Annotated in this window: 10 protein-coding genes; 7 read left to right on the top strand and 3 right to left on the bottom strand. The window is 66.6% G+C overall.

Features of this window, described 5'->3' with window-relative positions; genetic code table 11:
- The first annotated feature begins 39 nt into the window (after positions 1 to 39).
- The 3 genes from hpf to secA all read left to right on the top strand — a co-directional run bounded on the left by hpf (position 40) and on the right by secA (position 5,034).
- Positions 40 to 744 carry a ribosome hibernation-promoting factor, HPF/YfiA family gene (gene hpf / locus MMF96_RS03080; RefSeq protein WP_256882535.1) on the top strand — a complete coding sequence of 235 codons (705 nt, stop codon included), beginning with the start codon at positions 40 to 42 and terminating at the stop codon, positions 742 to 744.
- 68 nt (positions 745 to 812) lie between these two features.
- Complete coding sequence (locus tag MMF96_RS03075; protein ID WP_176615463.1) at positions 813 to 2,063, top strand: winged helix-turn-helix domain-containing protein; 1,251 nt, start codon at positions 813 to 815, stop codon at positions 2,061 to 2,063.
- Positions 2,064 to 2,193: 130 nt separating this feature from the next.
- Positions 2,194 to 5,034 (top strand): preprotein translocase subunit SecA, encoded by a 2,841-nt coding sequence (gene secA / locus MMF96_RS03070; RefSeq protein ID WP_256882534.1) that lies wholly within the window; start codon positions 2,194 to 2,196, stop codon positions 5,032 to 5,034.
- Here the strand turns inward: secA and MMF96_RS03065 are convergent.
- Both MMF96_RS03065 and MMF96_RS03060 read right to left on the bottom strand, forming a co-directional pair.
- Complete coding sequence (locus MMF96_RS03065; RefSeq protein WP_256882533.1) at positions 5,031 to 5,630, bottom strand: Rv3235 family protein; 600 nt, start codon at positions 5,628 to 5,630, stop codon at positions 5,031 to 5,033. The genes secA and MMF96_RS03065 overlap by 4 nt on opposite strands.
- 71 nt (positions 5,631 to 5,701) lie before the next feature.
- Positions 5,702 to 6,505: a LysM peptidoglycan-binding domain-containing protein gene (locus MMF96_RS03060; protein WP_256882532.1), complete on the bottom strand. Its 804-nt coding sequence runs from the start codon at positions 6,503 to 6,505 to the stop codon at positions 5,702 to 5,704.
- A 241-nt stretch (positions 6,506 to 6,746) separates the two neighbouring features.
- Here MMF96_RS03060 and MMF96_RS03055 point away from each other — a divergent pair, with 241 nt between their 5' ends.
- Complete coding sequence (locus tag MMF96_RS03055) at positions 6,747 to 7,307, top strand: hypothetical protein (RefSeq protein ID WP_176615459.1); 561 nt, start codon at positions 6,747 to 6,749, stop codon at positions 7,305 to 7,307.
- Here MMF96_RS03055 and MMF96_RS03050 read toward each other — a convergent pair.
- Positions 7,304 to 7,540 (bottom strand): helix-turn-helix domain-containing protein, encoded by a 237-nt coding sequence (locus tag MMF96_RS03050; protein ID WP_176615458.1) that lies wholly within the window; start codon positions 7,538 to 7,540, stop codon positions 7,304 to 7,306. The two genes, MMF96_RS03055 and MMF96_RS03050, sit on opposite strands and share 4 nt — an antisense overlap.
- 198 nt (positions 7,541 to 7,738) lie before the next feature.
- On the opposite strand from MMF96_RS03050, the gene MMF96_RS03045 reads away from it, so the two are divergent.
- From MMF96_RS03045 to MMF96_RS03035, 3 genes are read left to right on the top strand one after another with little or no spacing between them, the layout of a single operon-like run.
- Positions 7,739 to 8,380 (top strand): hypothetical protein, encoded by a 642-nt coding sequence (locus MMF96_RS03045; RefSeq protein ID WP_176615457.1) that lies wholly within the window; start codon positions 7,739 to 7,741, stop codon positions 8,378 to 8,380.
- Positions 8,377 to 10,209 carry a hypothetical protein gene (locus tag MMF96_RS19740; RefSeq protein WP_256882531.1) on the top strand — a complete coding sequence of 611 codons (1,833 nt, stop codon included), beginning with the start codon at positions 8,377 to 8,379 and terminating at the stop codon, positions 10,207 to 10,209. Before MMF96_RS03045 ends, MMF96_RS19740 begins: the two co-directional genes overlap by 4 nt.
- 59 nt (positions 10,210 to 10,268) lie before the next feature.
- Entirely contained in the window at positions 10,269 to 15,149 is a 4,881-nt protein-coding gene (locus MMF96_RS03035; RefSeq protein ID WP_256882530.1) for an NAD-glutamate dehydrogenase, read from the top strand.
- The last annotated feature ends 56 nt before the right edge of the window (positions 15,150 to 15,205 follow it).

The raw sequence follows: 15,205 nt of genomic DNA, 5'->3' as shown, positions 1-15,205 counted from the left end.
TGCCGGCCGCCGTGTCACCGAAGTTATTTGGAGGGCACCATGGAGTTCATGATCAGCGGTCGCAACCTGAGTGTTTCAGACCGTTTCCGCGAATACGCCGGCGAAAAGCTCACGAAGATCGAGCAGCTGGCCAACAAGGTCCAGCGTGTCGATGTGAAGATTTCCAAGGAGTCCAAGTCCAGGTCGGCGGAGACGCCGCTGACAGTCGAGCTGACCGTCCTCGGCCGCGGCCCGGTGATCCGCGCCGAGGCAGCCGCATCGGACAAGTTCGCGGCGTTTGACCTGGCCTACGGCAAGCTGTTGGAGCGGCTGCGCCGGGCCAAGGACAGGAAGAAGGTCCACCACGGCCGCCACGCCCCCGTGGCCGTCAACGAGGCGACCGGGGCCCTCACCCCCGTCAGCAGCTCGGAACCGATCTACGCACAGTCGGAGCCGGAAGCCGCCACGGAACGTTCGCCCTATGAAATCGAAAACGACATCCCCGCAGGGGACTCTCCGGTGTTGATCCGCCGGAAGGTCTTCCCGGCTGCGTCGCTGAGTGTTGACGACGCCGTCGACAACATGGAACTGGTGGGACACGACTTCTACCTGTTCATGGACTCGGCCACCGGCATCCCGTCCGTGGTCTACCGCCGCAGCGGCTGGACCTACGGTGTCATCTCCCTGGACCCCAACGCGGATGAAGGGACGGGCGCGGAGGAAATTTCCGCCTACCGCTCCCCGGACGAACCGGCCAAGGTCTAGCAGGCCGGTCCGGCGCCGCCGCCGATACAACGAACATCAGCCAACCAGGAAAGGGAGCCAAGGTACGGATGGGTGCACGCCTGAGCCTGCCACAGGCGCGGCGAATTGCACTCAGCGCGCAGGGCCTCGCCGGAGTCCGGCCCGTCCAACCCGTGAACGCACGGGCGGTGGGCCGGGCTTTTGCCCAGCTGCAACTGGTGCAAATTGATTCCGTCAACATCATCGCCCGCAGCCATTTCCTGCCCTTCTTCTCCCGCCTGGGCAACTACGACCGGACCATTCTTGCCACGCTCTCCGGCCGGGCCCCGCGGAAGATGATGGAGTACTGGGCGCACGAGGCCAGTTACATCCGGCCCGAACACTTCCACGACCTCACCCTCTGGCAGAACCGGACGTGGGCCGGTTCCGCCAGCCTTGACCCGCAGCTGCGCGACGGGCTGGAACGGGAAATCCTGGCACTGCTGGCCAGCAGCCGGCCGCTGACCGCCCGCGAGGTGAAGACGCGGATCGGCCACGAGGAGGAAAAGTCCCGCGACGAGTGGGGCTGGAACTGGAGCTCCGTCAAGAGGACCCTGGAAGGGCTGTTTGAGCGCGGGGTGGTGGGGGCCGCATCACGCAATGAGCAGTTTGAACGCCGCTACACCCTTGTTGGGAATGTGCTGCCCCCGGCACTGCGGCAGGATCCGGGGGACGGCAGCGCAGCCCCGGACGGCAGCGGCGAGGGGCAAGGCGGGCGACAGGCAGCCATGGACCGGCTCATGGCGGCTGGTGCCCGTGCCCATGGGATCGGCACCCTGCGGTGTTTTGCCGACTACTTCCGCCTCCCGGCCAAGGAGGCGGCCGGCTCGGTGGCGCGCCTGCTGGCCAATGGGACCCTGGAACGGGTCGAGGTTGACGGCTGGAGCGCACCGACGTACCTGCACACGTCAGCGACCATCCCCCGCAAGGCACAGGGCAGGGCGCTCCTGAGTCCTTTTGACTCACTGGTCTTCGAACGGCGCAGGCTGCTGGACCTGTTCAACTTCCATTACCGGCTGGAAATCTATACGCCTGCTGCCAAGCGAAAATACGGCTACTACGTGCTGCCGTTCCTTGTGGGCGAAACCATGGCGGCCCGCGTTGACCTCAAGGCCGACCGGCAGGAGGGCAGGCTGCTGGTCCGGGGGGCCTTCGCCGAACCGGACGCCCCGGCCGAAACGGCGTCCGCGCTGGCTGTCGAACTGGCCCTCATGGCCCACTGGCTGGGACTGGACTGCGTCGTCGTTGAACCCCGGGGGAACCTGGCCCGCCAACTGGCCATGGAAACCCGGCACGGCTAAGTCCGGGGCGGCAAACCGCGGCAGCGTTCAGGGATTTCCCTGCCGGACATGGCAGACTGGTCGGAGGCTGTGCCCGTTCACGTAGACTGGTTACGCCACTTTTAGGCAGCCATAGATTGGGAGCAATTTCGTGCCATCACTTCTTGAGCGGGTTCTTCGAACAGGCGATCGCAAGACGCTCAAACGACTTAACGTGCTCGCTGACGCCATCGATTCGCTGGAGGATTCCTTCCAGACGTTCACCGATGCCGAGCTGCGTGAAGAAACGGACAAGCTGAAGCTCCGCCACCAGGACGGGGAGTCCCTCGACGACCTTCTGCCCGAGGCGTTTGCAGCGGTCCGCGAGGCATCCTCACGCACCCTGGGGCTGCGCCACTTCCGCGTCCAGCTCATGGGCGGGGCCGCACTGCACCTGGGCAACATTGCCGAAATGAAGACCGGTGAAGGAAAAACCCTGGTGGCCACGGCCCCGGCCTACCTGAATTCGCTGACGGGCAAGGGCGTCCACGTGGTCACCGTGAACGACTACCTGGCCGAATACCAGTCCGATCTCATGGGCCGCGTGTTCCGCTTCCTGGGCCAGAGCAGCGGCTGCATCATCTCCAACCAGGATCCTGCGGTGCGGCGCGCCCAGTACGCGGCGGACATCACCTACGGCACGAACAACGAATTCGGCTTCGACTACCTGCGTGACAACATGGCGTGGAGCAAGGATGAGCTGGTCCAGCGCGGCCACAACTTTGCCATTGTTGACGAGGTCGACTCCATTCTCATTGACGAGGCGCGTACGCCGCTGATCATCTCCGGGCCGGCGTCCGGCGACGCCAACCGCTGGTACAGCGAATTCGCCAAGGTGGTGCTGCGCCTGGACAACGAGGACGACTACGAGGTCGACGAGAAAAAACGCACCGTCGGCGTCCTGGAGAGCGGGATTGAAAAGGTCGAGGACTACCTCGGCATCACCAACCTCTACGAATCTGCCAACACCCCGCTGATCGGCTTCCTCAACAACGCCATCAAGGCCAAGGAACTGTTCAAGCGGGACAAGGACTACGTCATCATGGACGGCGAGGTCCTCATCGTTGACGAACACACCGGCCGCATCCTCGCCGGCCGGCGCTACAACGAAGGCATGCACCAGGCCATCGAGGCCAAGGAAGGGGTGGAGATCAAGGCCGAAAACCAGACCCTGGCCACCGTGACCTTGCAAAATTACTTCCGCCTCTATGACAAGCTTTCCGGCATGACCGGCACCGCCGAGACCGAGGCGGCCGAGTTCATGGGGACCTACTCGCTGGGGGTTGTCCCGATCCCCACCAACATGCCCATGCAGCGTGTGGACCAGCCCGACCTGGTGTACAAGAACGAGATCGTCAAGTTCGACGCCGTCGTGGAGGACATTGCCAAGCGGCACGAAACCGGACAGCCGGTCCTCGTGGGCACCACCAGCGTGGAGAAGAGTGAATACCTCTCCAAGAAGCTGGGCGAAAGGGGCATCAAGCACGAGGTCCTCAACGCCAAGAACCACGCCCGAGAGGCCGCGATCGTGGCCCAGGCAGGGCGCCGCGGTGCCGTTACGGTGGCCACCAACATGGCCGGCCGTGGCACCGACATCATGCTCGGCGGCAACGCCGAGTTCAACGCAGTCGCTGCGCTGGCCGCGAAGGGACTGGACCCGGAAGAGACGCCGGAAGAGTACGAGGCCGCCTGGCATGACGCCTTCGAGGCCGCGAAACTGGCTGTCAAGGACGAACACCAGGCCGTGCTCGACGCCGGCGGCCTGTATGTGCTGGGCACCGAGCGCCACGAGTCGCGGCGCATCGACAACCAGCTGCGCGGCCGTTCCGGACGCCAGGGGGACCCCGGCGAGTCCCGCTTCTACCTCTCACTCACGGACGACCTGATGCGGCTGTTTAATTCCGGTGCGGCAGAGCGCCTCATGTCCCGCTCGTCCATGCCGGACGACGTCGCCCTGGAATCGAAACTGGTGTCCAAGGCCATTGCCTCCGCGCAGGGCCAGGTTGAGGGGCGCAACGCCGAACAGCGCAAGAACGTCCTGAAATACGACGACGTGCTGAACCGCCAGCGCGAGGCAATCTACGGGGACCGCCGCCGGATCCTTGAGGGCGACGACCTGCACGAAAAGGTGCAGTTCTTCCTTGAAGACACTGTCAACGAGATCATTGACGCCACCATCAACGAGGGCCACCCGGGCGACTGGGACTTCCACTCGCTGTGGACCAACCTGCGCACCATCTACCCCGTCTCGGTCTCCGTTGACGAGATCGCCGAGGAAGCCGGCGGCGAGGGACGCATCACGGCAGAAATGCTCAAGACCGAGCTGCTCTCCGATGCCCAGGTTGCCTACCGCGAACGCGAGGCAGCCCTGGGCTCGGAAACCATGCGCGAACTCGAACGCCGCGTGGTGCTCTCCGTCGTGGGCCGCAAATGGCAGGAACACCTGTATGAGATGGACTACCTCAAGGAAGGCATCGGCCTGCGGGCCATGGCCCAGCGCGATCCGCTCGTCGAATACCAGCGCGAAGGCTTCGAGATGTTCCAGGCCATGATGGCAGCCATCCGCGAAGAGAGTGTCGGCTTCCTGTTCAACCTCGAGGTCCAGGTTGAGAACGCGCCGGAAACGGCTGTTGGTGCCGTCGCTGAAGCTCCGGCCGGACTCATGGGCCGGGTGGCAGGTGCCGCCGCCGGCGGCGAGGCTGCCGAGGGTGCGGCGGCGCACGCCGCGGGAGGGCACGAGTCCGGTGACCACGTGCACGGCGCGGTCCGGGTCTTGGCTCCGGGGCTCGAGGCCCCGGAACGCCCCGCCCAACTCCAGTTCACTTCCCCCGACGCGCAAGGCGACGCAGAGACGCACGTGGAGCGGCGCTCCAACGGCAGCGGCCTCCCGCCGTCGGCCAAGCGTGCCGGGAACAAGAACGCAAAGTCTGCCAAGAAGAAGAAAAAGCGCTAGCCGATCTGCAGCGCCGTTACCTTCCAGGTGCCATGCGTCTCCTCGAAACGCATGGCGATGGCCCGGAACCGCGACTTGTCCGCCACCACCACGGATGATTCGTAGATCCCGGGCGCCACGGCACAGCAGTGGGTTGAATGAACCAGCGGCTGGTGGTGGAGCAGGCTGACGTTGCCGTTGCCTCCCGGCTGGCTTTGACGGCGGTTTTCGGCCTGGCAGGCCGCGGCATGCAGCCTGGCCCGGGTAGTCAGCGCACTGAAGCACCGGGCGTCCAGCCAGCGGGACAGCTGTTGGACCGAGCGGACCCCGCTGAGCACCTCCAATGCCGCCTGGGCTATCCGGCGCGACATCTCCGCCACGAGGGCACGTTCCGGGGCGCCGGGATCAAGCACGGTGGTGCCGGACCCGGAGGCGACGCGTGGCGTCCCTGTCCCTCCCGGTCCCATGGCCCGGGCGGGGCGCGGGGTCATTTTCACGACTTCCCCCGGCATGCCCTGGGTGTTGCCGCAGTCCTGGCCCTGTGCCGCCGGAGCGGGACGGGTCACCAGCTTTGGGGCCGTGGGGGTGGGTTCCTCGATGGCCATGGTGTTCATCATGTTCTCCTTTGAACGGTTTTGCCTGTCATGCCGCAAGACGGCCTGTGATGTTGAAAGGTGCTTTCCCGGCCTTAGCCGGCCGGGGCGTGCAGCACCTGGCCGGGCAGGATGACGTTGGGGTCGTTGCCGATGACGCTGCGGTTGGCCCGGTACCAGTCCGGCCAGGCCTGTGCCACTTCGAGATCGGTGGCATAGGGGCCCAAGGCCCCGGCGACAATGCTCCACAGGGTGTCACCGCCACGCACCACCACCTTCCCGCCTGCTCCCGCAACCGGGGACTCGCGCCGCGGGGAAGGCCGTGTCTCGGCACGGGCCAGGGGTCCGGGATCCATAACAGGCGCCTGCGGTGTCCAGGCGGGGTTGACCGGCGGGCCCTTGGCAGCCTCAACAGCCGGGACGCGGTTGGCCGGCGGTTTCCCTGCGGCCGCAACACGGGAGGCGGGGCCTGCGGGTGCAACGTGAAGGGGCGCTGCCGCCACCGGCCCCGGCTGCCACCGGGGGTCGACGGGATAGGTGCCCGGAGCGGCCGTGGCCATGGGTGCCGCCAGGAGGTTCAGGCCCAGGACCACTGCCACCAGGCGCCGCATGAAGGCCGGCGACCACGCATCTGCCACCTGGGCCAGGCGGGAACGGCCGCGCAACCTGGCCAGGCCGGCCAGAAACGCGCAGGCCAGGGCGGCCAGCCACCACGCCGTGACGGCAATGCCGATCCCTGCGGCCGCGGCGCCCACCACCTCGTCGAGCGCCAAGGGCGCAGCAGGGAATTGACCGCGGATCCGGTGGCGGAGCAGGGCCTCTGCGGCGAAGACCAGTGATGCACCGAGGAGCAGAACGGCCGCAGTCATGGCGGCATCCGCCGCAGCCTGTCTCTTCATGGTCCAACCTCCCTTTCGAACGTCTTTAATGTGGTTTGCAGTAGTTTGATGTGTTTTATTATCTTTTAGTACATCTTGTGCCTGGATGGACGCAATGTCCACCCCTTGTCAAAGGCTGTGGAAAAGGGCAACGGCGGTAGGGCTTGCGGCGGCGCGGACCCTGCCTGTGCGGCGGTGGCCTGGCCGCATGCCCTGGCGGGCCGTGGTTGACGCGGCCGGGGGGAGGGCCTAGCGTGGCGGCATGCGATGGGACGCACTGTTTGGTGACCTTGATGCCCAGTGGCATGCAGCCACCCAGCAGGAGCTGGAGCGGGAAGTCGATGAACTTTCCCGCATCGAGGCGTCCCAGGCCACGCTGGCCGATGCCCTGCGCGGATCGCTGGGAGGCGGGATAGCCGCGGTTTTGCGCGACGGCGTCGTCCATCACGGCACGCTCCAGCGCGTGGAAGAGCAATGGCTGCTGCTCGGCACGGGCCGGCTGTCAGTGGTGCTGCCCCTGGCCAAGCTGATGCAGGTACGCGGCCTCGGCCCGGCCAGGGTGGCCCGGCAGGGACGGGTCGGCTACACGCTCGCCTCGGCCCTGCGGATTCTGGCCCGCAACAGGGCCGCCGTGGTCCTGGGGCTGGAGGCGGCGCAGCCGGCCGGCGTGCACGGCGTGCTGGAACAGGTGGGTGCCGACTTTGTGGTGGTCACGCCACTGGCCGACGGCGTGGCGAGGGGCGGCGGCCGGCGGAAGGATGCCGTGGTGGTCGCGCTGGACGCGCTGATGTCCGTCACGTCCTCCGGTGAAAACGAGTTTTAGCCGGCACTGCCGGTTGGTTCCGTCTCGGGCACGTTGCCTGCGGCCAGCATGGCGCGGGCGGCGGCATGGCGGTCCTCGATGAACTGGTCAAACTTGGCGGCATCGACGCGCCACTGCCCGCGGCCGCCGATCTGGAAGGCCGGAAGCTCACCGCTGCGGACCAGTGAATAGCACGCGGCCGCGGAGATTTGGAGTTCTTCGGCTACGTCGGCCAGCGTCAGGAATCTAGGCATGGTTCCATTATCCTCCGATTTGGTTCTCTTTGTTCCGGTTATCCACCGTTTGTCATCTTTGGTGGTGGTTGGGCCCCGGTAACTTATCCACAACTTTCCCGGAAGGGCTTTCACCGCGGGCCGAACGACGGTAGAAATGACAACAATGCAGTCCACGCGGCGGGGGAGCCACGGCGTGGCGGTGTCGGGGGAGGAGCCATGGGGATGGACTCACAGGGCAGGGCGCCAAGGCTGGCCAAGCCGTCATGGAAGGACCCGCGGCTATTCGTTGGCATCCTGCTGGTCCTGGCCTCCGTGGCCGGTGTGGTGGCGCTGGTGGGCGGCGCGGACAGGACGGTGCCGGCATTCGTCGCCAAGGACGGGCTGGTGGTGGGCCAGGGCATCACTGAGGACTCCTTTGCGGTGGTGCGGGTGCGCCTGGGTGATCTCGAAGGCAAGTATCTGGACCCGGGGGCAGAGCTGCCCGGCCACCCCGTGGCCGTACGCATGGTGCCCAAGGGCGAGCTCGTGCCGGCCAGCAGCATCGGCGGAACCGATGCACTGGATCGCAAGACCGCATCGGTGACAGTTTCTGAACCGCTGCCGAAACAAGTCGTGGCAGGCTCGCATGTTGACGTGTGGGTTGCCCTGCCCGATGACCGCAACGGCTACCGTGAGCCGGTGCTGATGCTGCCGGGTGCCGAGGTGGCGGCGCTGACCGACGCCTCGACCACGCTGGGATCGGCGAAAACCACCCAGCTGATGGTGCTGGTGACCGACGTCCAGATGCCCAAATTCCTCGGTGCCGTCGCCAACAAGGCCAAGGTGTCGGTGGTCTGGAACCCGGGAGGGTCCCGGTGAGCCCGGTGACCGTGGTGACGGTGGGGGACACTGCCGGCAACCCCATTGACGCCCTCGAGCACCGGCGCGGCCCCGTATCCGTGGTCCGCCGCTGCCCCGAGCTTGCCGGCCTGCTGGCCGCCTGCCAAAGCGGACTGGCGCAGGTCGCCGTGGTGGCCTCGGAAACCGACGGCCTGACCGCCACCCTGGTCGACCGGCTCACCGCCGTCGGCGTCAGTGTCGTCTCCGTGGCGGATTCGCCGGCGGAGGCGTCACGGCTGCGCAGCATCGGCGCGTGGCCCGTCACCGGAAGGGTCACGGCGGAACAAATTACCGAATCCATCCTGGCCGTGGTCAGCGCACGCAGGCACCCGCAGTCCGTATCCCTCGGGTTCGCGCTCTCGGCACCGCGCGAATCCTGCCCCCGCCCCGATGGGCTTCACCCGGACCCGTCCCGGAACGACGCCGGACGGACCCCTCCCGATGAATCCCCGCCCGCCGCCGGGGGACTGGGGCGCAGCGGTGCCGCCGTCCGGGGGCGCAAGTCCGCCCGCAGACAAAAGTCCGGCGCGCCGGCGCCCATCGATGGGGTGGCACCAGGCCTTCCCGGCAGCCCGGTGCCCGGCGGGCCGGGCGGACCGGCGGACGCCAACATCGGTGTTGAATCCGGTTCCGGACAGGCCCCGTTTCACGGGATGTTGCCGGACGCCGCCGAAGGTGGAGCCTCCGGGGGCGGCTCCGGCGGCCCCCAGGGAGACGGTGCGGGCCGTGGCCCGCACGGAGTCAGAGCGAACCGTGGCCTGGACGACGGCGTCCGGCCAGTCGGCCGCCCGGCCAGGGACGCGGGCGGCCTCCGTCAGGTGACGGCACGGATGGCTTCAGGGGTCGCCGGCAGCACCCTGTTCCGGAACCGGGACGGCAGGAGCAGGGTGGGACCGGGCGCAGCCCGCATTCCGGGCGGCCCCGCGGATGGGCCGGACCACGGCGGCGGCCCGCCCAGGACACTGGCCGTCTGGGGTCCCATCGGATCCCCGGGACGGACCCTCGTCGCCATAAACATGGCGGCTGAACTGGCTGAGCAGGGGCGCCGCGTCATGCTGATTGATGCGGACAGCTATGGGGCCAGCGTGGCCGCCAGCCTGGGACTGCTGGATGAGGCGGCTTCCTTTGCCCAGGCCTGCCGGGTGGCCGACCAGGGACCCCTGACCGTGGGTGAACTGGCACGGATCAGCACCGAGGTGGTGTGCGCCGGCGGCACGTTTTCACTCCTGACGGGCCTCACTCGGTCCGACAGGTGGCCGGAACTGCGTGCGGCCGCCGTTGAACGCGTGCTCCAGGCGGCGCTGTCCCTGGTGGACACCGTCGTAGTCGATTGCGGGTTTTGCCTGGAAACCGATGAGGAACTGAGCTATGACACGGTGGCGCCCCGGCGCAACGCGGCAACGCTCGCCGTGCTGGGCCAGGCAGACACCGTCTTCGCAGTGGGCAGCGCGGACGCCGTCGGCGTGCCCCGGCTTGTCCGGGCACTCGCTGCCCTGCCCGAGGCCTGTGCCGGTGCGGAGGTTCAGGTGGTGCTGAACAAGGTCCGGAAAAGGTCGGCAGGGGGATCGCCGCTCAAGGAACTTGAGGACGCCTGGGCGCGGTTCGGCCCTGCGCTGGCCATCAGCCATGCGCTGCCGTGGGATGCAGAGCTCCCGGCACGGGCGCTGACGGAAGGCCGGCTGCTGATGGAAATTGCACCGGAGTCGCCCCTGCGCCGGGCCATCCTCGGCATCTGTTGTGCACCTGCCCAACAGACTCCTGAAACTGCTGTAGTAAGCGCCACAGCAGGGCCCGGGAATCCGGGCTAGGCTCGGGGTGAGGCCGCAAAGAAGCGGTCTTTTACTATTTCGCGGAGGCGTTTGTTTTTATGTCGTCCAACTCACCCAAGACCGGGTCCGTGCAGGATCCCGCCCGCCAGGGCGCTGATGACCAACAATTCATCACCGACTACTATGCGCAGCTGTCCGCCGAGGACACCGCGGCCTACGACCCGGCAACCCTCACCGCCCGGGCGCTGACCCACCGCGAACTCGCCGCGGACCGGGCACCCGGCACGGTCAAGGTCGAGGTGCTCGATGAACGTGATGCAGGCGTGGTGTACATCGTGACCGACGACATGCCGTTCCTGGTCGACTCCGTCAGTGCTGAGCTGGTCCATCAAAAGCTGGCCATCCGCCTGGTGACCCACCCGATGTTTGTCGTCGCCCGCGCCAGGGGAAGCCATGTGCTGACCGGCATCCACAAGGTGCCCTCGCATGCCGGGGTGGCCAGCGGGGACACCGCGACCATGCCCAGCATCGCCCACCTCGTCACCGACGGAGACAGTTCCTCGCACCTTGAGTCCTGGATCGCCGTTGAAATCGACAAGACGGACGACGCCGCCAAGGCCCGGCTGGTCGAAGGCCTCACCAAGGTCCTGGGCAACGTCCGCGCCGCAGTCGAGGACTGGCCCGCCATGCGTGAAAAGGCCTTGAGCCGGGCCGAAGTCCTTGCCACCGAGCTGGCCGGAGAGCACCTCGCCGACATCCGCGAGGCCGAGGACCTGCTGCACTGGATGGACGCAGGAAACTTCACCTTCCTGGGCTACCGCGAGTATGACCTCGTCAAGCAGGACGGCGAGGACGTGCTGGTCAACCGTGAGGGCAGCGGGCTCGGACTGCTCCGCGACGGTTCCAGCCACCCCACCGTGCAGCACCTGACCACCACCGGGCGCCGGAAGGCCCGCGAGAAGCGGGTGCTGGTCATCACCAAGGCCAATTCCCGCTCCACGGTGCACAGGGCCTCGTACCTGGACTACATCGGCATCAAGTCCTTTGACTCGCAGGGCAACGTCAATGGCGAGCAGCGCTTCATCGGCCTGTTCGCCTCGGCCGTGTACACCGGCTCGGTCCGCAACATCCCCGTGGTGCGTGAAAAGGTCGACGCCGTGCTGCGGCACTTTGGTTTCCCGCCCGATTCCCACTCGGGCAAGGACCTGTTCGCCCTCCTGGAAACGTACCCGCGCGATGAACTGTTCCAGATTGAAACCTCCCAGCTCATTGAAACCGCAGAGGGCATCCTGCGCCTGCAGGAGCGCCGCCGCACGCGGCTTTTCCTCCGTCCGGACATTTACGGGCGCTTCATGTCGGCGCTGATCTTCATCCCCCGTGACCGCTACACCACCGCCGTGCGACGCCGCATTGAGGACGAGCTCACCCGCACCTTCGAGGCCGTGTCGATCGACTTTGAGGCCAGGATGAGCGAGTCGGCCCTGGCCCGCCTGTTCTTCCGCATCCGCCTATCCAAGGATTACCGCATTCCCGCCGATCTCCAGTCCGCCGAGCTGGAACAGCGGCTGGTCATGGCGGCCCGTTCCTGGCCCGAGGGCATCACCGAAGTGCTTCGGAACACCCAGCCCCTCGAAACGGCAGAACATCTGGCCGCCAAGTGGTCCGAAGCATTCCCGGCAAGCTACCGGGTGGACTTTGAAGTTGAGGACGCACTGGCGGACATCAAGCGGTTCGAGGACTTTGACACCCGGTACAAGCAGGTCATCGACGCCGGAGGGGCGCCGGAAGCCTGCGCCCCCGGGATGAACGTCTACCTGCCCGGCGGGGCCCTCGACGGCCAGCAGGGTGATGCCCGGGTCAAGCTGTACATGGCGCACCCCCAAAGCCTCAGCAAGATCCTGCCGTTCTTCCACAACCTCGGCATTGAGGTCATTGACGAACGTCCCTTCGAGATTGAAACGGCTGACAAGCGCGACTTCTTCCTTTACGACCTCGGCCTGAAGTACCCCGCCGGCGTGGACCCGCTGGAAACCGCCGCACTCCTGACGGACGCGTTCGGTGCCGCCACAACGGGTGCCAGCGAATCCGACTTCTTTGACCGCCTGGTACTGACTGAAGGCATGCAATGGCGCCAGATCGTCATCCTGCGTGCCTACGCCAAATACCTGCGCCAAATGGGGAACACGAACTCCTTTGGCTTCATTGCGGACACGCTGCTGCACAACGTGACCGTGACCCGGTCGCTGGTGGAGCTTTTTGAGACCCGTTTTGACCCCAGCGGTGATGAGGCAGGCCGGGCCGGACGTGTCGCTGAAGTCCACGGCCGCCTCGACAAGGCGCTGGACGGCGTCCCCACACTGGACGCCGACAGGGTGCTGCGCACCATTGCCAACCTGATCGACGCCACCCTGCGCACCAACTACTACCGGGGCCGGGAATTCCTGAGCCTGAAACTGGACCCTTCGCAGATCGCCGGCCTGCCGTTCCCCCGCCCCATGTTTGAAATCTGGGTCTATTCGCCCCGGGTTGAAGGCGTGCACCTGCGCTTTGGCAAGGTGGCCCGCGGCGGCCTGCGTTGGTCGGACCGCCGGGAAGACTTCCGCACCGAGGTCCTGGGACTGGTGAAGGCCCAAACCGTCAAGAACGCCGTAATTGTCCCCACCGGGGCCAAGGGCGGCTTCTTCCCCAAGGCCCTGCCAAACCCCGCCGTCGACCGCGGCGCCTGGATTGCCGAGGGCCGCGAAAGCTACAAGACCTTCATCCGGGGCCTGCTGGACGTCACCGACAACCTGGTGGCGACGGCGGACGGCGAGGTGGTGGTCCCGCCGGAAAACGTGGTTCGGCACGACGCCGACGACACCTACCTGGTGGTGGCCGCGGACAAGGGCACGGCGTCGTTCTCCGACACGGCCAACGCCATCTCCGCCGAGTACGGCTTCTGGCTCGGCGACGCCTTCGCCTCCGGCGGCTCCGTCGGTTACGACCACAAGGCCATGGGCATCACCGCCCGTGGTGCCTGGGAGTCCGTCAAGCGGCACTTTAGCGAGTTCGACGTCGACACCCAGAGCGAGGAGTTCACGGCAGTTGGCATTGGGGACATGTCCGGGGACGTCTTCGGTAACGGCCTGCTGCGCACGCGCCACGTCAAGCTGGTGGCCGCCTTTGACCACCGGGACATTTTCCTGGACCCCAACCCCGACCCCGGGGCCGCCTTTGACGAACGCCAGCGGCTGTATGACCTGCCCCGTTCATCCTGGCAGGACTACAACAAGGAGTTGATCAGCGAGGGCGGCGGGATCTACCCGCGGACGCGGAAGTCGATCCCCATCAGTGACGCGGTCCGCACCGCACTGGGCCTGCCGGAAGGCACCGTCAAGCTCAGCCCGCCGGAGCTGCTGCGTGCCATCCTCCTGGCTCCGGCCGACCTCCTTTACAACGGCGGGATCGGCACCTACATCAAGGCCAGCATGGAGAGCCACGTCGAGGTGGGGGACAAAACCAACGACGCCATCCGCGTTGACGGCAAGGACCTGCGGGTCAAGGTCATCGGCGAAGGCGGAAACCTGGGCATGACCCAGCACGGGCGCGTCGAGGCCGCCCTGCACGGGGTCATCCTGAACACCGATGCCATCGACAACTCCGCCGGCGTGGACTGCTCCGACCACGAGGTGAACATCAAGATCTTCGTGGACCGCATGGTGGCGGCCGGCAACATCGACCCAACCGAGCGGGCCGGCTTCCTGATGTCGATGACGGACGAGATCGGCCACCTGGTCCTCGAGGACAACATCGACCAAAACGTCCTGCTGCTCAACGACCGGCAGCGCGTGGTGGAGTGGAGCCCGAGCTATGAGCGGTTCATGGACTGGATGGAAGAACACGGAGACCTTGACCGTGCCATCGAGGCGCTGCCCACCAATGACGAACTGCACGAACGGCTGCAGGGCGGGCAGGGCCTGACCTCCCCGGAACTCGCAGTGCTTGCCGCCTACGCCAAGATGGAGCTGGCCACCGCGCTGTCCGCCAGCACCCTGGCGGACGACCCCTGGTTCCAGCGCACCCTGCGCCGATACTTCCCCCAGGAAGTGGCCGCCCGTTTTGACGGGGAACTCGATTCGCACCCCCTGCGCCGCGAGATCATCGCCACCGTCGTCGCCAACGACATGGTCAACCTGGGCGGCATCACCTTCGCCTTCCGGGCCATGGAGGAGTCCAATGCGGATGAGCTGGCCATCGCCAAGGCCTTTGTGGCCCTGCACGAGATCTTCGACTTCGCATCCATGACGGCGGCACTGCGCGAGCTGCCGCCGTCGTTCCCCACCGTGCAGTGGTGCGCCGTGCAGCTGGACATGCGCCGGCTCCTGGACCGCGCACTGCGCTGGCTGGTCAACGAAGGCACGGGCCAGCGCAGCATCGAGGAGGTCATTGGCCAGTTCAAGCCCGTGGTCGCATCGGTGGGCGGCCGGCTCTCCAGCTTTGTCCAGGGGGTTGATGCCGAACGCGTCCGGTCCTGGTATGACCGGGCGAAGGCGTGCAACATGCCTGACCGGCTGGGGCGGCAGTGGGCCGAACTGTTCGAGACCTTTCCGCTGCTGGACGTGGCGAAGGTCAGCCGGGACATTGACGAGCCCGTGGAAGACGTGGCCCGCATCTACTACAGCCTGTATAACCGCTACGGCATTGACGCGCTCCTGGAACGGATTACGGCGCTGCCGCGCAACGACCGCTGGCAGGCGCTGGCCCGCGCCGCACTGCGTGACGACCTGTACGCCACCACCGCCGACATGACGCGCAATGTCATGCACAGCACCGACGAGGGCCTGCCGACCGAAGACCGCATCGCCGGCTGGGAGGCCCAGAACAAGGAACAACTGGGCCGGGCCACCAAGATGTTCGCGGAGGTCAACGGGCTGGAACAAGACGACATGGCGTCGTTGTCTGTAGCATTAAGGCTCTTGCGTTCGATCGTCCGGCGCTAGCCGAACCGGGCGGCGGTCGGTTCCCCAGCGGGACCGGCCGCCGCCCACACTATTTG

It is taken from the genome of Arthrobacter sp. STN4 (genome assembly GCF_024539665.1).
In the GTDB taxonomy this organism is placed as follows: domain Bacteria; phylum Actinomycetota; class Actinomycetes; order Actinomycetales; family Micrococcaceae; genus Specibacter.
This window is presented reverse-complemented; position numbering and strand designations above follow the sequence as displayed.